Annotated in this window: 13 protein-coding genes; all 13 read right to left on the bottom strand. The window is 63.1% G+C overall.

Annotated elements, in window-relative coordinates:
• Positions 1–55: 55 nt before the first annotated feature.
• The 13 genes from LOY45_RS22905 to LOY45_RS22845 all read right to left on the bottom strand — a co-directional run bounded on the left by LOY45_RS22905 (position 56) and on the right by LOY45_RS22845 (position 19,255).
• Complete coding sequence (locus tag LOY45_RS22905; RefSeq protein WP_442795900.1) at positions 56–3,037, bottom strand: DUF748 domain-containing protein; 2,982 nt, start codon at positions 3,035–3,037, stop codon at positions 56–58.
• Positions 3,038–3,083: 46 nt separating this feature from the next.
• Positions 3,084–4,100 (bottom strand): class I SAM-dependent rRNA methyltransferase, encoded by a 1,017-nt coding sequence (locus LOY45_RS22900; RefSeq protein ID WP_258578410.1) that lies wholly within the window; start codon positions 4,098–4,100, stop codon positions 3,084–3,086.
• Between the two features lie 79 nt (positions 4,101–4,179).
• Positions 4,180–5,358: an acetyl-CoA C-acetyltransferase gene (locus LOY45_RS22895; protein ID WP_258578409.1), complete on the bottom strand. Its 1,179-nt coding sequence runs from the start codon at positions 5,356–5,358 to the stop codon at positions 4,180–4,182.
• A 112-nt stretch (positions 5,359–5,470) separates the two neighbouring features.
• On the bottom strand, positions 5,471–6,340 hold the full coding sequence (locus LOY45_RS22890) for an oxygenase MpaB family protein (RefSeq protein ID WP_258578408.1): 870 nt from the start codon (positions 6,338–6,340) through the stop codon (positions 5,471–5,473).
• A gap of 39 nt (positions 6,341–6,379) precedes the next feature.
• Positions 6,380–8,314 carry an acetate--CoA ligase gene (gene acs / locus LOY45_RS22885; RefSeq protein ID WP_115085243.1) on the bottom strand — a complete coding sequence of 645 codons (1,935 nt, stop codon included), beginning with the start codon at positions 8,312–8,314 and terminating at the stop codon, positions 6,380–6,382.
• 91 nt (positions 8,315–8,405) lie between these two features.
• On the bottom strand, positions 8,406–10,070 hold the full coding sequence (pgi, locus tag LOY45_RS22880; RefSeq protein ID WP_115085244.1) for a glucose-6-phosphate isomerase: 1,665 nt from the start codon (positions 10,068–10,070) through the stop codon (positions 8,406–8,408).
• 124 nt (positions 10,071–10,194) lie between these two features.
• Positions 10,195–11,052 (bottom strand): pantoate--beta-alanine ligase, encoded by an 858-nt coding sequence (gene panC / locus LOY45_RS22875; protein WP_115085245.1) that lies wholly within the window; start codon positions 11,050–11,052, stop codon positions 10,195–10,197.
• Positions 11,049–11,849: a 3-methyl-2-oxobutanoate hydroxymethyltransferase gene (panB, locus tag LOY45_RS22870; protein WP_115085246.1), complete on the bottom strand. Its 801-nt coding sequence runs from the start codon at positions 11,847–11,849 to the stop codon at positions 11,049–11,051. Before panB ends, panC begins: the two co-directional genes overlap by 4 nt.
• Before the next feature lie 252 nt (positions 11,850–12,101).
• Complete coding sequence (gene folK, locus LOY45_RS22865) at positions 12,102–12,578, bottom strand: 2-amino-4-hydroxy-6-hydroxymethyldihydropteridine diphosphokinase (RefSeq protein ID WP_134061344.1); 477 nt, start codon at positions 12,576–12,578, stop codon at positions 12,102–12,104.
• Positions 12,579–12,581: 3 nt separating this feature from the next.
• Entirely contained in the window at positions 12,582–13,970 is a 1,389-nt protein-coding gene (locus tag LOY45_RS22860; protein ID WP_166675634.1) for a polynucleotide adenylyltransferase PcnB, read from the bottom strand.
• A gap of 708 nt (positions 13,971–14,678) precedes the next feature.
• The gene (locus tag LOY45_RS22855) at positions 14,679–16,118 is read right to left on the bottom strand and encodes a sigma-54-dependent transcriptional regulator (RefSeq protein WP_115085249.1); all 1,440 of its coding nucleotides are present in this window, start codon (positions 16,116–16,118) and stop codon (positions 14,679–14,681) included.
• Between the two features lie 22 nt (positions 16,119–16,140).
• A complete protein-coding gene (locus LOY45_RS22850) occupies positions 16,141–19,095 on the bottom strand; it encodes a sensor histidine kinase (RefSeq protein WP_166675635.1) in 2,955 nt (984 codons plus the stop codon).
• A complete protein-coding gene (locus LOY45_RS22845; protein ID WP_003250005.1) occupies positions 19,079–19,255 on the bottom strand; it encodes a hypothetical protein in 177 nt (58 codons plus the stop codon). The genes LOY45_RS22850 and LOY45_RS22845 overlap by 17 nt, the downstream gene beginning before the upstream one ends.
• Positions 19,256–19,386 lie beyond the last annotated feature (131 nt).

Raw genomic sequence — 19,386 nt, 5'->3', positions numbered from 1 at the left:
CTTCTTTTTGGGGGCGGTTTGTGGGAACGGGCTTGCCCCGCGATAGGGGCCTACTTCACTCCGCGTCCAGATGCAGTGGCGAGATCACCCGCCCATCCGCCTCAGCCTGGCCCAGGCTGGCATCGACGAAATACACCCGGTCATCAGCCAACTGGCCTTTGTCCACCAGGTAGTCCTTGATACTGCTGGCCCTGGCCTGACCCAACTGGCGCAGCAGCAGGGCGCTTTCGCCCCAGGACTTGAGCACTGCATCGCGCAACTGGGTAGTGCGCTGCTCGCGGTCCAGCTGTTCCCATTCCGTCGGCGGCTGTTTCTTCATCCGGGTACGGTAGATGCCTTCGAGCATGGCCGGCTTGTCGCCATCCGGGACCTTCAGGTCGGAGGCCTGTGCTGGCACCTTGTCACCGCGGCGCTGGAGGATCTTGTAGTAGGTGCTCTGGTACTCACGCTCCAGGCGCTGCTGGGCAATCAGCGGCCCATCGCTGCTCTGGGCGCTGGTGCCTTCGATCTCCAGGCGCAGGGCCGGGCGTTCCTTGAGCGCCGTCGCCAGCTTGTCCAGAGCGCTTTGCGCATCCGGGCCCAGGTCACTGGAGCCGGCGGCGAAGGCCACGTTACCCAGGTCCTGGGAGTCGCCGCCGCTGACCAGCCCGCCAATGAACTTGAAGGGCGCCTGGGCCGCACGCAGCACCAGGTTGCGCAGGGTCTGCCAGACGATCGGCATGACGCTGAACTGCGGGTCGTTGAGGTCGCCGGTCACTGGCAGCTCAATGGAAATCTTGCCGTCGGTATCCTTGAGCAGGGCGACTGCCAGGCGAATCGGCAGGTCCACCGCATCCGGGCTGTCGACCTTCTCCCCCAATTGCAGCTGCTCGACCACCACTTTGTTCTCGGCCTTGAGCTTGCCCTGGGTGATCACGTAGTGCAGGTCGATGTTGAGCCGGCCCTTGCGGATGCGGAAACCTGCAAACTTGCCTGAATAAGGGGTCAGGGTGGTCAGCTCGACGCGTTTGAAGCTGGTCGCGATGTCCAGCGCGGCCATCGGGTCGAAGGGGTTCAGCGAGCCTTTGATGGTCACGGGTGCATAGCGATCGACCTTGCCCTTGATGTCGACCTTGGCAGGTTTCGGCTGACGATTGTCGATGGTGCCGATCTGGCCGTTGAGCTGCTGGATGGCAGTAGCGAAGTTCGGCGTCAGGCTGAAGTCGGCAAAGTTGGCCGAACCGTCGTTGATGTCGATTGCACCGATGCGGATACCCAGTGGCTTCTCGGCCGGGGCCTTGGCTTTGCTGGGCGCCCTGGATTGCGCGGTGGCCGGTTGCGGGATCAGCAGGTCATCGACGTTGGTGGTGCGGTCCTCGTTGATCATGAAGCGCGCATAGGGTTGCTTGAGGGTCACCTTGCCAATGGTCAGGGCGTCACCGTGGCGGTACGACAAGGCGTCGAGGTTCAGCTGCTGCCATTTGACGAAGTCACGGTCCTTGATGGTGTCCAGGGTGTGCAACTGGTTGACCTGGGCCTTGCCATCGATGCTGAAGGCCAGCGGCTCGATGCTCTTGAGGTCGACGTTGAGGTCGCTGCCGAGCATGCCGCTGCGTAGTTCCAGGCGGATGTACGGGCTGATATAGGCCTGGGCGACGCGCAGGTCGATGTCCTGGGTATTGACCTTGAGCTTGGCGGTAACGGGCGCCAGGTTTACTTCACCGGCGGCCTGCAGCTTGCCTTGTTTGCCCACGCCGGTATCGAGCTTGAGGGTGAAGGGCGACTGGTTGAGGCTGTCGAAATTCTGGAGGTCGAGGTTCAGCGGGCCGACATCCAGGGCCACTGGCTCTTTCTGCGAGCGATCGGCCAGGTGCACCTGGTAATTGCGCAGTTGCACGTCCTTGAGCAGCACCTGCCATGGCTTGCTCGGCGCTTCGGCGGCGGCTTTCTCCTTGGTATCCGGCTCGGCGGCGGCAGGTTCGGCTTTCTCTTTTGGCGTGGCCTTGGCCGGCTGGCTGGCGAACAATTTCTGCCAGTCGAGCTGGCCGTCGGACTCCACTGCTGCCCAGGTTTCGAGCTTGTCGCTGCGGATCTTGCCGACGGTCACCAGTTGCTTGGCCAGGTCGATCGAGGTTTCACTGACATCCAGACGCGCCAGGCGGGCCAGCGGACGGCCATCCGGGGCCTTGATGGCAAAGGGCGCGATGCTCACCGAGGTGTTGTCCAGCAGCAGCTCGGTTTCCTTGGACAGGTTCAGCTTGTAGCGGGTATCGAGGCTGACCACGCCGTCTTCCAGTACCAGCGGCACCGCGTCGCGAACATAAGGCCAGAAGGCCTTCATCTTGCCGTCGGTGACTTTCAAGGTGCCTTCGGAGGCGAGGGGGACCACGCTGAACGTACCGCTCCAGTCGATGCGGCCGCCACCGGGGCCTACTGCGACCAGGGTCATGTCGGCGCTGTCGTCGGGCAGGGTGCTGAGGTTCTTCAGCTCCAGGTTCATCGAGTCGTAGAGGAACTCGATCGGCTCGCTCGGGCGCAGGTCCTGGAAGTGCAGGTAGCCTTCGCTGAGCTTGATGCTGCCGATGCGCAGCGGGAACGGATCGCTGGCGGGCTCTTCAGGCTTGGGCTCGCTCGGTGGCAGCTTGAACAACTGAGTGAGGTTGAGGCTGCCGTCCTTGGCGAACAGCAGCTCGGTCCGCGCCTTGTCCAGTTCGACCCCGTCCAGGTGCAGGGCACCGCTCCACAGGCTGTCGAGCTGCAGGTTGGCGTACAGGCGTTCGAAGCCGACCTGCTCCTTGCCCGGCTCGCCGATCTGCAGGCCCCAGAGGGTCAGTTCGAGGCTGAACGGGTTGAGTTCGATCCGCTGCAGGTGCGCCGGCACCGTGGCGTAATTGGCCAGTTGCTGATTGGCGATACGCAGGGCAACCCCTGGGAGAATCAGAAAGCCTAGCAGGCTGTACAAGGCCACTGCGGCCAGCATGGCGCCGAGGGCGCGTTTCAATCCTTTGGGCATGTGTGGCGTCGTCTGTCTCGAACGGAGGTGGTTGGAGTATGGCACGTAAAAACGGTTCCGAAGCTACCCCGAAAATTAACGGATATTTGTTTCAGAGCTGAAGAATCAAGGTCTTCAGTGGAGGCTGCCCATCCTGCGACGGAAAGTCGCCGTCGGGTTTGAGCACCTGCCAGTCGCGTACCGGGCGCCCGGCCTTGTCGGCGCAGCGCAGCACCTGCTCGCGCCAGTCGTCGAGATTGACCTTTGCCAGGTTGTTACAGCAGATCAGCACGCCATCGTCGGCGGTGCTCAACAGGGCCGGCTTGAGCAGGCTCTGGTAGTCGCGCAGCAGGTCGACGGTGCCGAAGGCGCTCTTGGCCCAGGCTGGCGGGTCGAGGAACACCAGGTCGAACTGGCGCTGCTCCAGGCGCGGATACGGCGGCAGCTTGTGGCCGCGGCGCTGGCTGACCGGCAGGCCGGCAAATTGACGGATCGCCGGGAAGTAATCGGACTGGATAAAACCCATCGGCAGCAGTTGCGGGTTGAGCGCGCCGTTCTCCTTGCCCACGGCCAGGTTGCCTTCGGCAAAGTCCAGGTTGCACACCTCGCGGGCACCACCCGCTGCGGCGCTGAGGCCGACGCCGCAGGTATAGGCGAACAGGTTCAGCACGCTTTTGCCGGCACTGTGTTGCTTGACCCAGCCACGGGCGTTGCGCAGGTCGAGGAACAGCAGCGGGTCTTGCCCGGCATGGCGGCCACGCACCCGGTAGTTCAGACCCCATTCGTGACCGACATGATCGGCCAGCGCGGCTTCGCTGGCCTGATACACCGGATCGCGGCGGTCGATGCGGCTGTTGCCCTGGGAGCGGTCGTTGTAGACCAGCAGCAGTTCCTGGCCCAGGTGCGTTTGCACTGCCGCGTGCAGCCCCAGCAAGGCGCTGGTCTCGAGGGTCTGGTGGAAACTCTGCACCAGCAGCTGCGGGCCGTAGCGGTCGATGGTCAGGCCGCTGGCGCCCTCCTGGCTGCCATGGAACAGGCGATAGCAGTCGGTGCCCTGGGCATGCAGTTCGGCGAGAAGGCCCTGGCGGGCGTCGAGGGCGGCGCGCAGCGCCTGATTCAAGAGGGACATGCACGTGGCCTTGGTTTGCGGACGTGCAGTTTATCAGTTCAAGCCAGGGGAGGGGCCGTTGCAGCCCCTCCCGCGGTGATCAGCGTTCGATCGCCAGGGCCACGCCCTGACCGCCGCCGATGCACAGGGTAGCCAAGCCCTTGCTGACATCACGCTTGATCATTTCATGCAGCAAGGTCACCAGCACCCGGCAACCCGAGGCGCCGATCGGATGGCCCAGAGCGATGGCACCGCCGTTGACGTTGACCTTGCTGGCGTCCCAGCCCAGCTCCTTGCCCACCGACAGGGCCTGGGCGGCGAACGCTTCGTTGGCTTCGATCAGATCAAGCTCGGTCAGCTGCCAACCGGCTTTTTCCAGGCAGCGGCGGGTGGCGCTGACCGGGCCGATACCCATGATCGCCGGATCGACCCCGGCGTTGGCGTAAGCCTTGATGCGCGCCAGGATCGGCAGGCCCAGCTGCTGCGCCTTGGCCGCGCTCATCAATAGTACTGCTGCCGCACCGTCGTTGAGCGACGAGGCGTTGCCGGCTGTTACCGTGCCGTCCTTCTTGAACGCCGGCTTGAGCTTGCCCAGCGACTCGGCAGTAGTGCCGGCGCGTGGTTGTTCGTCGGTAGCGAAGGCAACCGGCTCGCCTTTACGCTGCGGGATCAGGATCGGGGTGATTTCGTCGACGAAACGCCGGGCTTCGATGGCAGCCACCGCCTTTTGCTGCGAAGCGGCGGCGAAGGCGTCCTGTTCTTCACGGCTGATGCCGTACTTTTCCACCAGGTTCTCGGCGGTGATGCCCATGTGATAGTCGTTGAACGCATCCCACAAACCATCGCTGATCATGCTGTCGATCAGGGTGCTGTGACCCATGCGCAGGCCGGTGCGGGCACCGGGCATGACGTAGTTGGCCAGGCTCATGTTTTCCTGGCCGCCGGCGATGATCACCTCGGCGTCGCCGCAGCGAATCGCCTGGGTCGCCAGGTGCAGGGCCTTGAGGCCCGAACCGCAGACCTTGTTCAGGGTCATGGCAGGGACGGCATGGGGCAGGCCGGCCTTGATCGCGGCCTGGCGCGCCGGGTTCTGCCCGGCGCCGGCGGTGAGCACCTGGCCGAGAATGACTTCGTCGACCAGTTCGGCATCGATGCCGGTCTGGGTCAGCAGCTGGCGGATCACCGCGGCGCCAAGGTCGACGGCGGGAATGTTGGCCAATGCCCCTTGGTAGCTACCCACGGCGGTCCGGGTGGCGGCAACGATTACGACATCTTGCATGGCGCGGCTCCTCATTCTTATTGGATTTGGCGTCAGAACGGTTCAGGTCCCAGGGCCTGGCTAGACCCGCATGGTGGCATAGATGGCCGGGCGAGGGCTATTGGCGCACTGCTCAGGCGATACCCATGCGTCGCCGTGCACGATGGGCCGAGCCATCGCGCATGGCCCAGCGCAGGACCGGTGCGGTGCTGTTGATGCCCAGGCGGATCAGCCGGCGCTGCAGCGGGTTCTGGCTCAGCTCGAGCATGGTGCTGGCCCATTCGGGCAGCAAGTCAATTCCGGCTCGCAGCATCAAGGCGCCTACCGGTTGGGCCAGGCGGCTGGGCGCCGGCGCGTCGAGCAGCACCTGTACCACCTCATGGCTGCGGGTGTCGCAGATAAGTTGGGGGCGCATGGCCTGCAGGTAGTCGGCAATCTGCTGGCGCGAACGCGGTACGTTGCGGGCGCCCAGGCGTTCGGCGATCAGGGCGATCTCGGCGTAGTAGGCATCCTGATCGGCGATCGGCAGGTGCAGGTTGCGGTAGCGCATGTGTGCTGCCAGGAAGCTGCTGACCTCGGCCACATGCACCCAGGTCAGCAAGTCTGGATCGCTGGCAGCATAAGGCCGGCCATCGGCGGCGCTACCGACCACCTGCAAGTGAATGGTGCGCACTTTTTCGATCAGCCAGTTGGCATCTTGAGTCGAGCCGAAGGTGGTGCCGGAGATGAACTGGCTGGTGCGGCGCAGGCGGCCGAGCAGGTCCTGGCGAAAGTTGGAGTGATCCCACACGCCGGCCAGCGCCAGCGGGTGCAACAGTTGCAGGAGCAGGGCACTGATGCCGCCGATCAGCATGCTGGGGAAGTCGCCATGCACGCGCCAGCTGATGCTGCCCGGGCCGAACAGCCCAGGGTCACCCTTGGGGTTTTCCAGGTCAAGTTGCCCCAGGGACAAGCCGGTCAGGCTCATCACCTGGGTTTCGATACGGCGGCGAATCGCTTCCATGGTTACCTTGTCTGCAAGGCAGCCAAACAGCGCTGCCGCTTAAGTGTTCAGGCGTTTGTCGATCAAGCCCTGGACCACGCTCGGATCGGCCAGGGTCGAGGTATCGCCGAGGCTGTCGAGCTCGTTGCAGGCGATCTTGCGCAGAATGCGCCGCATGATCTTGCCTGAGCGGGTCTTGGGCAGCGCCGGCGCCCACTGGATCAGCTCGGGTTTGGCAAAACTGCCGATCTCCTTGCTGACCAGGGCCAGTAATTCCTGCTTGAGCCTGTCGTCCGGGGTCACCCCGTTCATGGGCGTGACAAAGGCATAGATGCCTTGCCCCTTGAGATCGTGAGGGTACCCGACAACGGCCGCTTCGGCGATGCTGTCGTGCAGCACCAGGGCGCTTTCGACTTCGGCGGTGCCGATGCGGTGGCCGGAGACGTTGATCACGTCATCGATCCGTCCGGTTATCCACAGGTCACCGTCCTCGTCGCGGCGCGCGCCGTCGCCGGTGAAGTAGTAACCCGGCAGTGGCTTGAAGTAGGTATCGATCATTCGTTGCGGGTCGCCGTACACGCTGCGGATCTGTCCGGGCCAGCTGGCCTTGATCGCCAGCATGCCGCTGCCGGGGCCTTCAATCAGCTTGCCCTTGTCGTCCAGTAACACCGGCTGCACGCCGAACATCGGTTGGGTGGCGCAGCCGGGTTTGACCCGCCGGGTGCCGACCAGTGGGCTGATCATGATGCCGCCAGTTTCGGTCTGCCACCAGGTATCGACGATGGGGCAGCGTTTTTCGCCCACGGCCTCGAAATACCATTCCCAGGCTTCCGGGTTGATCGGCTCGCCAACGCTGCCGAGCAGGCGCAGGCTCTTGCGTGAGGTGCTCGCCAGCGGGCCCGGGCCTTCACGCATCAGCGCACGCAGGGCGGTGGGCGCGGTGTAGAAGATGTTTACCTGGTGCTTGTCGACCACCTGCCAGAAGCGCGAGGTATCCGGGTAGTTGGGCACGCCTTCGAACATCAGGGTGATCGCGCCGTTGGCCAGCGGCCCGTAGACGATATAGCTGTGACCGGTCACCCAGCCAACATCGGCAGTGCACCAGAACACCTCGCCCTCGCGGTAATCGAACACGGTCTTGAAGGTCAGCGCCGCTTGCAGCAGGTAACCCGCGGTGGTGTGCAGCACGCCCTTGGGTTTGCCAGTGCTGCCGGAGGTGTAGAGGATGAACAGCGGGTCTTCGGCATCCATCGGCTCGGGTGGGCATTGGTCACCTACCGATTTGATTGCTTCGTGGTACCAGATATCGCGGCCTTCACGCCAGTCGATCTTGCCACCGGTGCGCTTGATCACCACCACCGTACCGACATTCGGGCAACTGAGCAGGGCCTTGTCGATGTTGTTCTTCAGCGGCACGCTCTTGCCGCCGCGAACACCCTCGTCGGCGGTGATCAGTGTGCGGCAATCGGCGTCGAGAATCCGGTCGCGCAACGCATCCGGCGAGAAGCCGCCGAACACCACCGAGTGAATGGCGCCGATGCGGCTGCAGGCGAGCATGGCGTAGGCCGCTTCCGGAACCATGGGCATATAGATGCACACCCGGTCGCCTTTTTTTACCCCACGCTGCTTGAGTACATTGGCCAGGCGGCAGACCTGCTGGTGCAGTTCGCGGTAGGTGATGACACTGGAATCGGTGGGGTTGTCGCCCTCACGAATGATCGCCGGCTGATCGCCCCGGGTGGCCAGGTGACGGTCGATGCAGTTGTAGCTGACATTGAGTTGCGCACCTTTGAACCAGACGGCCTGGCCGGTCTTCATGTCGCTCTGCTGGATCTGGCTCCAGGGCTCGATCCAGTCCAGGGCCTTGGCTTGTTCGGTCCAGAAGGCATCCGGGTCATCGATGGACTGGCGGTACAGGCGCTGATAGTCGGCCTGGCTCAGTTGCGCCGCTTTGCTGACGGCATCGGCTTGGGGAAAGTCGCTGATATCGAACATGGCGGGGTCCTGTTCTGACGGATTGTTTTTGTCAGGACAGTGTAGCCGCTGCCCCTGGCCGTGTTCGTTCGGCCAGGGGCAGCGCAGGCGATCAACCGCGGTGACGGCTGCGGAAGAAGTTGATCAGGCCCTGGGTCGAAGCGTCCTCGGCAGGCTCTTCGATGCCGCCGGTCAGGCGCTGGTACACACCCTTGCCCAGCTCCTTGCCCAGCTCCACGCCCCACTGGTCGAAGGCGTTGATGCCCCAGATAACGCTCTGCACGAACACCTTGTGTTCGTACATCGCCACCAGTGCGCCGAGGCGCCGCGGGCTGATGCGCTCGACCACCAGGGTGTTGCTCGGGCGGTTACCCGGGATCACCTTGTGTGGCGCCAGCTTCTGGATATCGGCTTCGGCCATGCCCTTGTCGCGCAGTTCGGTTTCGGCCTCGCTGCGGGTCTTGCCGAGCATCAGCGCCTGGCTCTGCGACAGGCAGTTGGCGTACAGCCACTGGTGATGGTCGGCGACCGGGTTGAAGCTGACCACCGGGACGATGAAGTCGGCGGGAATCAGCTGGGTGCCCTGGTGCAGCAACTGGTGGTAGGCGTGCTGACCGTTACAACCCACGCCACCCCAGATCACCGGGCCGGTGTCGTGGTTGACCGGCGTGCCGTCCTGGCGGACGCTCTTGCCGTTGGATTCCATGTCCAGCTGTTGCAGGTGCTTGGTGATGTTACGCAGGTAATGGTCGTACGGCAGGATCGCATGGCTCTGCGCGCCCCAGAAGTTACCGTACCAGACGCCCAGCAAGGCCAGCAGCACCGGCATGTTCTGTTCGAATGGCGCGTTCTGGAAGTGCTGGTCCATGGTGTAGGCACCGGACAGCAGTTCCTTGAAGTTGGCAGTACCAATGGCCAGTGCAATCGGCAGGCCGATGGCCGACCACAGCGAGTAACGCCCGCCGACCCAGTCCCACATCGGGAAGATGTTTTCTTCACGAATGCCGAAGGCCACCGCAGCGGCCTTGTTGCTGGATACGGCGATGAAGTGCTTGTACAGCTCGGCTTCCGAGCCACCCTGGGCGAGGTACCAGGCGCGGGCCGCCTGGGCGTTCTTCAGGGTTTCCAGGGTGTTGAACGACTTGGACGAGACGATGAACAGCGTGGTTTCGGCACGCAGCTTGGCCGACAGCTCGTGGAACTCGCTGCCGTCGATGTTTGCCAGGTAATGGCAGCGCACGCCGCGCTGGGCGTAAGGCAGCAGCGCTTCGGAGACCAGCTCGGGGCCGAGGAACGAACCGCCGATGCCGATGTTGACCACGTCGGTGATCGGCTTTTCGCTGTAGCCGCGCCACAGGCCGTCATGGATGCGGCCAACCAGTTCGGTCACCTGGTTGAGCACCTTGTGCACCTCGGGCATCACGTTGACGCCGTTGACGCTCAGCTTGTCGCCAACCGGACGGCGCAGGGCGGTGTGCAGGGCCGGGCGGCCTTCGGAGGCGTTGAGGATCTCACCGGCGAACAGCGCCTTGATTGCCTCTTGCAGGCCGACCTCGTTGGCCAGATTGACCAGCAGATCACGGCTCTGGCCGTTGATCAGGTTTTTCGAGTAATCGAGGAACAGCCCGCAGGTACTCAGGGAAAACTGTTCGAAGCGTTTTGGCTCGGCATTGAACGCGTCGCGCATGCTGAAGTCCTGCATGGCTTCGCGGTGCTGCTGGAGCGCCTGCCAGGCGGGCAGGGCGGTGACATCATGAGGAGTGCGGTAGTACGCCATCGCTGCAGGTTTCCTTATTGCGTGAGCTGCCTTGGACACTGGAAAAAGCATCCTGTTTGCAGGCTGATGCCAATTATAGGCATGCAACCTGCGTTACAGGGAGTGTCCCCAGCGGGCGACCGTTTTACTTGTCGTCGAGATTCAGGTGCAGGTTGTCGATCAGGCGGGTGGCACCCAGGAAGGCGGCCACCAGGATCACCAGATCGCGGTCTTCAGACGCTGCCGGACGCAGGCTCAGGGCCTGGCGAATTTCCAGGTAGTCCGGGCGAAAACCTGCCGCGCTCAGTTGTTGCTGACCATTGGCGATCAACGCCGGATAGTTGCGTTCACCCTGCTCGATCGCGGCGGCCATCTGGCTCAGCACCCGATACAACGCTGGCGCCGTGGCGCGCTGTTCGTCGCTCAGGTAACCATTGCGCGACGACAGCGCCAGGCCGTCTTCGGCGCGCACGGTCGGCTCGCCGATAATCTGGATCGGCATGTTCAGGTCACGTACCAGCGCGCGAATCACCGCCAACTGCTGGAAGTCCTTCTGACCGAACACGGCCAGGTCTGGCTGGACCATATTGAACAGCTTGCTGACCACCGTCGCCACGCCTTCGAAATGGCCCGGGCGGCTGGCACCGCAAAGCCCGTCGGAAAGCTGCGGGACACTGACCCGGGTCTGCCCGGCCATGCCGTCCGGGTACATCTCCTCGACGGTCGGGGCGAACAGCAGGTGGCAGCCGGCCTGGAGCAGTTTCTCCTGGTCGGCGGCGAGGGTTCGCGGGTACTTGTCGAGGTCTTCGCTGGGGCCGAACTGCAGCGGGTTGACGAAGATGCTGGCGACAACGAAATCGACCCGTTGCGCGGCTTTGGTCACCAGCGCGGCATGGCCGCTGTGCAGGTTGCCCATGGTCGGCACGAAGCCGATGCGTTTGCCTTCACTGCGCGCCCGCGCCACGGCGGCGCGCAGTTCGCGGACGGTCTTGACTGTATTCATGCACTGAACCCGTGTTCGCTGCCGGGGAAGCTGACATCCTTGACCGCGGCTACATAAGCCTTGAGCGCGCCTTGAATGTCGCTCTGGCCGGCCATGAAGTTCTTCACGAACTTCGGTACCCGGCCGGTCAGCGACAGGCCGAGCATGTCATGCAACACCAGCACCTGGCCGTCGGTGGCGCTGCCGGCGCCGATGCCGATCACCGGGATGCTCACCGCCTGGGTGATTTCCGCGGCCAGCTCGGTCGGTACGCATTCGAGCAGCAGCATGGCCGCACCGGCCTGCTCCAGGGCGATGGCGTCGGCGCGCATCTGCCGAGCCTGGTTTTCCTGGCGGCCTTGAACCTTGTAGCCACCGAGAATATTCACGGTCTGCGGGGTCAGGCCCATATGGGCACAGACCGGCACGCCACGCTCGGCCAGCAGGCGGATGGTTTCCGCCAGCCAGGCGGCACCTTCGACCTTGACCATGTGCGCACCAGCCTGCATAAGCGCGCCGCTGTTGGCGAACGCCTGCTCGGTGGTGGCGCAGGCCATGAACGGCAGGTCGGCGAGAATCAGCGCACCTTCGTTGCCGCGTTTGACGCAGGCGGTGTGGTAGGCCATCTCGGCATTGGATACCGGCAAGGTGCTGTCATGGCCTTGCAGGACCATGCCCAGGGAGTCACCCACCAGCAATACTTCCACGCCAGCCCGGCTGGCGGCCTGGGCAAAGGTCGCGTCGTAGCAGGTCAGCATGGTTATTTTCTCACCCTTGGCCTTGAGGCTCTGCAGGGTGGTCAGGGTTACTTCTGGCATGAAAAGGAATCCTCGTTCAGGCGCTGTGAAAAACGACTGCGTACAACGCGTGTATTCATCTTCTGGAACAGCACATCATCGATCGTGGTGTTTGAAATACGACCTGTTCCAGGCCTATATACGCCTTTTTGCGGCGCTCGGGGCGCCACGGGACGCCTATAGTCGTGAGCGAGGGGGCTGAAGTCAATTACCCTGTTACCGCATTGTTACTAATGCGCTGTTACGGGCGTTACCGGCTGGGGGATCGCCCGGTTACAAGCGTTCCAGACCGACGAACGGGCAATCTGCCAGTAATTGGGACAGGGGCCGCTGATCGGCCAGGCAGAAGTCTTCGGGTACCAGTTCGGCCAGTGGGTAAAGGACGAACGGTCGGGCCTGCATGTGGTAATGCGGCACTTTCAGGCGCGGCACATCGATGACCTGGTCGCCGTACAGCAGGATGTCCAGGTCGAGGGTGCGCGGGCCCCAGCGCTCCTTGCGCTCGCGGCCCTGATCGGCCTCGATGGCCTGCAGCGCATCGAGCAGGTCGAGCGGCGCCAGGGTGGTCTCCAGCGCCGCCACGGCATTGGTGTAGCGCGGCTGGCCGGGCGACAGCGAGTCGCTGGTGTAGAAGGCCGAAACCCCGGCCAGGGCGCTTTCATGCAACTGCCCCAGCGCCTCGACGGCGCTGCGCAGTTGTTGCTCGGGATCGGCCAGGTTGCTGCCCAGGCCAATGTAGGCGCGGATCATGTGTTACTCGCCTGCTGCGCCGTCGGCACGCTTGCGCTTGCTCGGGCTACGCTTGCGTTTGCGCGGGCCGGCACCGGCGCCTTCATCGCGGTTGCCCAGCTCGCGGATCATGTCGCGGCGCTCGCTGTCGTTGCAGTCCTGATAATCGGTCCACCACTGGCCAAGGCCATCGGTTTCTTCGCCAGCGCTTTCACGCAGCAGCAGGAAGTCGTAACCGGCGCGGAAGCGCGGGTTGTCGAGCAACAGGTCGGCACGCTTGCCGCTGCGCCGTGGCAGGCGCTCCTGCATGTCCCAGATCTCGCGAATCGGCATGGTGAAGCGCTTGGGGATAGCGATGCGCTGGCACTGCTCGGCGATCAGCTCGTGAGCGGCTTCATTCATTGCCGGGATCGGCGGCATGCCACGGCTTTGCAGGCGCAGGGCGCGACCCGGCAGCGCCGGCCAGAGCATGGCGGCGAACAGGAAGGCCGGGGTTACCGGCTTGCCCTGCCTGACGCGCAGGTCGGTATTGATCAATGCCTGGCTGATCAAGGTGTGGGTGTAGGTCGGATGCTCTTCGAGCGCCTCGGCACTGGCCGGGAACAGAGGGTCGAACAGCTCCAGGTCGACGAGCATTTCGAAGGTGTCGGCAGCCTGCCCGGAGAGGAACAGCTTGAGCGACTCTTCGAACAGGCGCGCCGCCGGGATCTCGCGCAGCATCGGCGCCAGCTGGCGAATCGGCTGCACGGTGTGCTTCTCGATGCCGAAATTGAGCTTGGCGGCGAAACGCACGGCACGCAGCATGCGTACCGGGTCTTCCTGATAGCGCTGGGTCGGGTCGCCGATCAGGCGGATCAGGCGGTTGCGGATGTCGTGCACGCCGTTGGCGTAATCGAGGATGCGCTCGCTGACCGGATCGTAATACAAGGCGTTGATGGTGAAGTCGCGGCGCTGCGCGTCTTCTTCCAGGGTGCCGTAGACATTGTCGCGCAGGATCCGCCCACTCTCGTTACGCGACGAGGTGTGGCTGTTCTCTTCTTCGCTTTCCGGGTGGTTGGCGCGGAAGGTGGCGACTTCGATGATTTCACGCCCGAAATGGATGTGAACCAGTTTGAAACGGCGACCGATGATACGGGCGTTACGAAATTCGGCGCGGACCTGTTCAGGGGTGGCGCTGGTGGCGACGTCGAAATCCTTGGGGGTGATGCCCAGAAGTTGGTCCCGCACGCAGCCACCGACCAGGTAGGCCTGGTAGCCAGCGTTTTGCAGGCGCTCGACGATGTTCACCGCATGGCGACTGAACTGGCCGCGTTGCAGCGAATGTTGACCACTATTGATCACTTCGGGCGTGGTGCGAATATGGTGCTGGCCACGCACGGTAGGACGGAATGACTGGAACAGCTTCTTCAGCATGGGATGCACTGTTTGAAGGAATGTTCGGCCAAAAACGAAGAATGGCCGCATGATGGGCGGGGATTCTAGCATTTACTCGGAGGATGGTGTAGGCGGTCGCGTCGGACGACGCACGGACAGGCTGGGGCGGGCAGAAACTACAAGGGGAGCCGAAGCTCCCCAAGAAGTAGTTGCGTGCTCTTATTGTTTTTTTGCCGGGCTTCTTGTTTTTGTTGAGTGCCCTGCCCACAAAAAAAGCTTGTGGGCGGTCTCCCTAATCGGGATCAAGAGCAAACGGATTGCTTTGGTCGCTGAGGTTGCAATGATCATGCGATCCAACCAGTTCAGGCCCTGCTTGAGTGCAGTTTTTATTGTTCTCTGCCTGGTTGTGGGGCAAGCCCCAAATACAACTCCTCTCCAAAAGAATCAGTTAGCTGCGCCTCCGCCGTCTTGTTCTTATTGTGCGTGAGCCGATTCGTCTTATTTTTATTGTCTTTTGCAGTGCTTGTTATTGTTCTTGTACCAAACATATAGCAGGTGCCGTGCCAACTTTTGCAAACCCCAGTAAAACAAGGGGTTGAAGCGTTTTTTGACAGCCTGGAGGGCGAAAAAAAACCGGGGCTTCGTTACCTTAAGCCCCGGTTTTTGTTACGACTTCATGTTGCGGTAACAGTTTGTCGCAAGGTGACGGTGTTACCGCCGTGCACCCGCACAACCTGCTGAAACGGCTCAGCTTTCGCTGGTGGCGCCACTCTTGCGTCGCGGAATACCCAGGCGCTGACGACGCTCCCACAGGCACTTGCGACTGACCCCAAGCTTGCGTGCAAGCTCGGTCTCGGTCATGTGGTCCTGGTGCTCGAGGACGAAATGCTGGAAGTAATCTTCCAGTGACAGATCTTCGGTCGGTTCGTGGCTGGTGTTGCTGGCGTTGCTGCCGGTACCCGGCAGGCCGGCAAACGGATCGTCGTCTACCAGGTCACTGAGTTCGATGTCGATGCCCAGCAGGTCGGCGGAAATTTCCGGGCTCTCGCACAGGATCACCGCACGCTCCACGGCGTTCTCCAGTTCGCGCACGTTACCTGGCCAGGAGTAGTGCCGAATGGCTTGCTCAGCGTCGTGGGCGAAGCGCAGGTCGTTGCGCCCGACCCGCGCACTCTGGCGGGCGAGGAAGGCATTGGCGATCTCGTTGACGTCGGCACCGCGCTCGCGCAAGGCCGGCAACTTGAGGGCGATGACGTGCAGGCGGTAATAAAGGTCTTCACGGAACTGGCCGACCTTGGCCAGGTTCTTCAGGTCGCGGTGGGTCGCGGCGATCAGGCGCACATCGACCTTTTGCGATTGCACCGAACCGACCCGGCGGATTTCGCCTTCCTGCAGCACGCGCAACAGGCGCGCCTGGGCTTCGAGTGGCAGTTCGCCGATCTCGTCGAGGAACAGCGTACCGCCATCGGCGGCTTCGACCAGACCGGCACGTCCGGCACTGGCACCGGTAAAGGCGCCTTTTTCGTGGCCGAACAGTTCCGACTCGATCAGGGTTTCCGGGATGGCCGCACAGTTCACCGAGATCATCGGTGCCTTGGCCCGCCGCGAGAGGTTGTGCAGGGCGCGGGCCACCAGCTCTTTACCGGTTCCCGATTCGCCCTGGATCAGCACATTGGAGTCTGTTGGGGCGACCTTGCGGATCTTGCTGTACAGGTCTTGCATCGGTGGGCAGGAGCCGATGATGCCGATCTCGCCATTGGCCGCATTGCTGGCCGCGGCCTTGTCGCCACCTGCAGACTTGCCGTTGCCCCGTTCAGCGGGCGCGGCGGGCGCGTTCTGCCGGTCGCGCAGGATGCGGGCCACGGCCTGCAGCATTTCGTCGTGATCGAATGGCTTGGCGATGTAGTCCACCGCACCCATTTTCATCGAGTCGACGGCAGAACGCAGGCTCGCGTAACTGGTCATGATCAGTACCGGCGTGCCCTGGCCGAGCTTGATCAGTTCGGTGCCAGGCGCGCCCGGCAGGCGCAGGTCGCTGACAATCAGGTCGAAGGTCGCAATGCTGAAGCGTTCCTGGGCTTCCTGCACCGAGCCGGCCTCGCTGACCTGGTACTGGTTGCGCTCAAGCAATCGGCGCAACGCCGAGCGGATAATGGTTTCGTCTTCGACGATCAGAATATGCGGCATTGATTCAATTCTCTCGACGGTCTCAGTTCACAGCGGACGTCGCTACGACATGGCGCGGCAGGGTCACTCGGATCCGGGTGCCACGTTGGCTCTGGCTATCGGCCGGGCTGTCGATGGTGATTTGTCCATAATGCTCTTCCACGATGGAATAGACCAGAGCAAGCCCCAGTCCGGTACCTTCGCCCGGGTCCTTGGTAGTGAAGAAGGGTTCGAACAGACGATCCATGATGTTTTTCGGGATACCGCTGCCTTCATCCTCGACGATCAGGTCGACGGTATGTTCGCTGGCTTCGCTCTTGACCCGTACGGCGCTGCCGGGCGGGGAGGCGTCGCGGGCGTTGGACAGCAGGTTGATCAGCACCTGGGCCAGGCGTTGCGGGTCGCCCTCGACCCAGTGTTCCGGGTCGCACAGGTTGAAGAACTGTACTTCGAAATTGCGCCGGTTCAAGGCCAGCAGACCGATGGCATCCTGGGCCACTTCGGCCAGGCACACCGGCTCATCGCTGTGCTGGTGGCTGCCGGCATGGGCAAAGCTCATCAACGACTGGACGATGCGCGAGATGCGTTTGGTCTGCTCCAGGATCTGGCTGCTCAGCTCGGTGATTTCGCCATCCTCTTCGCGCTCTTCGCGCAGGTTTTGCGCCAGGCAGGCGATACCGGTGACCGGGTTGCCGATCTCGTGGGCAACCCCGGCGGCCAGGCGGCCGATGCTGGCCAGGCGCTCGGAGTGCACCAGCTTGTCTTCCAGGGCCTGGGTTTCGGTGAGGTCTTCGACCAGCAGCACCAGGCCACTGTTACCCGGTGCCAGCGGCTCGTCGATGGCCGCCTTGTGCAGGTTCAGCCAGCGGGTCTGGCCGTCCAGGCCCAGGCGTTGTTTATGCAGGTGTTCGTCGGGCACGTTGATGAAGCCCAGCAGCAGGCCGCGCCAGGGTTCGCCGATGGTGGTCAGGCGCGAGCCGACCACGCGCTTGGCGGGGATGCCGGTGAGCTCTTCCATGGCCTTGTTCCACATCAGGATTTCCTGGTCCTTGGCCAGCGAGCAAACACCCATCGGCAACTCTTGCAGGGTCTGGCGGTGGTAACGGCGCAGGGCGTCGAGCTCGGCGGCCAGGCCAGTCAGGCGCGAGTGGTAGTCTTCCAGGCGGCTTTCGATGAAGTGGATGTCCTCGGTAACGTAGTTTTCGTTACCGGACTTGTAGGGCAGGAAGGTCTCGACCATGTCCTGGGCCACGCTCGGGCCCATCAGCCCTGACAGGTTGGCCTCGATGCGGTCGCGCAGACGGCGCAGGGCATAAGGGCGGCGCTCGTCGAACGGCAGGTAGAGGTCGCGCAGGGCCTGTTCCACTTCCTTCTGTGCGGCCTTGGCACCCAGGGGCTTGGCCAGCTGGGTAGCGAACTCCTGGGGCGAGGCGGCGTGCAGCTCGCGGCGTTGCGGGCGGCGCACGTTATCCACCGCACAGGCCTCGGCGGCGCTGACTTCTTCACTGCTGGCGTTGGTGAACAGCGAGATCAGGGTAAACAGCAGCACGTTGGCGGCCAGCGAGGCGATCGCGGCCATGTGCCAACTGGTGTCGTCGAGCACATAGATCATGTTCAGCAGCGGGATGTAGAAGCCCTGCAGGTTGCCCACCAGCGGCAACAGCATGGTCACCATCCACACCAGGATCCCTGCCAGCAGGCCGGCAATGAAGCCGCGGCGGTTGGCGGTCGGCCAGTACAGCACCGAGAGCACGCCCGGCAGGAACTGCAAGGTGGCAACGAAGGCGACGATGCCGAGGTTGGCCAGGTCCTGCTGGCTGCCCAGGGTCAGGTAGAAGCCGAAACCGGCGGCGATGATGGCGACGATCAGCGCCCGCCGGGTCCATTTCAGCCAGCGGTAGATGTTGCCCTCGGCCGGTGGCTGGTACAGCGGCAGCACCAGGTGGTTGAGGGCCATGCCCGAGAGCGCCAGGGTGGTGACGATGATCAGCCCGCTGGAGGCCGAGAGCCCACCGATATAGGCTAATAGCGCCAGTGCCTGGTTGTTGGCGGCGATGCCCAGGCCCAGGGTGAAGTATTCCGGGCTGGTGCTGGCGCCCATTTTCAGGCCGGCCCAGAGAATCAGCGGCACGGCCAGGCTCATCAGCAGCAGGAACAGCGGCAGGCCCCAGCTGGCGCTGACCAGCGAGCGCGGATTGAGGTTTTCGGTAAAGGCCATGTGATACATGTGCGGCATGACGATGGCCGAGGCGAAGAACACCAGCAGCAGGGTGCGCCATGGGCCTTCCTGCAACGGTGTGTGCAAGGCGGCGAGGGCGGTCTGGTTCTGCAACAACCAGACTTCCAGTTCATGCGGACCGCCGAAGACGCCGTACAGCGCATAAAGGCCGATACCGCCCAGGGCCAGCAGCTTGATCACCGACTCGAAGGCAATGGCAAACACCAGGCCTTCGTGTTTCTCCCGGGTGGCGATGTGCCGCGAGCCAAAGAAGATGGTGAACAGGGTGATCAGCGCGCAAAAGGCAAAGGCGACCCGCGCCTTGACCGGCTCGCCGGTAAGAATACTGATCGAGTCAGCCACCGCCTGGATCTGCAGCGCCAGCAACGGCAGTACGCCAATCAACATGAAGATGGTGGTGAGCGCCCCGGCCCAGGTGCTGCGAAAGCGGAAGGCGATCAGGTCGGCCAGCGACGACAATTGATAGGTACGGGTGATCTTCAGGATCGGGTACAGCAGCACCGGCGCCAGCAGGAAGGCCCCGGATACCCCGAGGTAACAGGCGAGAAAGCCGTAGCCGTACTGGTAGGCCAGGCCCACCGAGCCATAAAAGGCCCAGGCACTGGCATAGACGCCCAGCGACAGGGTGTAGGTCAGCGGGTGGCGGATGATCGAGCGCGGGATCATCCCGCGTTCGCTGACCCAGGCCACGCCGAACAGCACCAGCAGGTAGGCGGCGCTGATCAGGATCATCTGGGTCAGGCTAAAGCTCATCGGCATCACGTTGGCTCTGCAGGATAAAGGTCACGACGATCAGGATCAGCCAGAGCAGGTAAGGGCGATACCAGGCACCGGTTGGCTCGATCCACCAGTCCATGATGGCCGGGGAGAACAGGTAGATCCCCACGACCAGAAGCAGGACCAAACGATAGATATACATGCTGGCCTCAAAGGTTAGGGCGCTGCGGCTTGGACTTATTATTGGCGCAAATGGCTGCGGCGATGGTAACGGGCTTGTGCGTTTTTGCCAAAGAATTGAATTTACTAGGCTTTCTGCATGACTGGTAGGAG

This window comes from Pseudomonas wadenswilerensis (assembly GCF_024749185.1).
Classification (GTDB): domain Bacteria; phylum Pseudomonadota; class Gammaproteobacteria; order Pseudomonadales; family Pseudomonadaceae; genus Aquipseudomonas; species Aquipseudomonas wadenswilerensis.
The sequence above is the reverse complement of the archived record's forward strand: the minus strand, read 5'-3'. Positions and strand labels throughout refer to the sequence as shown.

Coding starts and splice junctions, on each gene's coding strand:
- folK (WP_134061344.1), bottom strand. CDS start 12,578: ATGATCCGCGCCTACATTGGCCTGGGCAGCAACCTGGCCGATCCCGAG.
- LOY45_RS22845 (WP_003250005.1), bottom strand. CDS start 19,255: ATGTATATCTATCGTTTGGTCCTGCTTCTGGTCGTGGGGATCTACCTG.
- panB (WP_115085246.1), bottom strand. CDS start 11,849: ATGCCAGAAGTAACCCTGACCACCCTGCAGAGCCTCAAGGCCAAGGGT.
- LOY45_RS22900 (WP_258578410.1), bottom strand. CDS start 4,100: ATGTCCCTCTTGAATCAGGCGCTGCGCGCCGCCCTCGACGCCCGCCAG.
- acs (WP_115085243.1), bottom strand. CDS start 8,314: ATGTTCGATATCAGCGACTTTCCCCAAGCCGATGCCGTCAGCAAAGCG.
- LOY45_RS22850 (WP_166675635.1), bottom strand. CDS start 19,095: ATGCCGATGAGCTTTAGCCTGACCCAGATGATCCTGATCAGCGCCGCC.
- pgi (WP_115085244.1), bottom strand. CDS start 10,070: ATGGCGTACTACCGCACTCCTCATGATGTCACCGCCCTGCCCGCCTGG.
- panC (WP_115085245.1), bottom strand. CDS start 11,052: ATGAATACAGTCAAGACCGTCCGCGAACTGCGCGCCGCCGTGGCGCGG.
- LOY45_RS22890 (WP_258578408.1), bottom strand. CDS start 6,340: ATGGAAGCGATTCGCCGCCGTATCGAAACCCAGGTGATGAGCCTGACC.
- LOY45_RS22855 (WP_115085249.1), bottom strand. CDS start 16,118: ATGCCGCATATTCTGATCGTCGAAGACGAAACCATTATCCGCTCGGCG.
- LOY45_RS22895 (WP_258578409.1), bottom strand. CDS start 5,358: ATGCAAGATGTCGTAATCGTTGCCGCCACCCGGACCGCCGTGGGTAGC.
- LOY45_RS22860 (WP_166675634.1), bottom strand. CDS start 13,970: ATGCTGAAGAAGCTGTTCCAGTCATTCCGTCCTACCGTGCGTGGCCAG.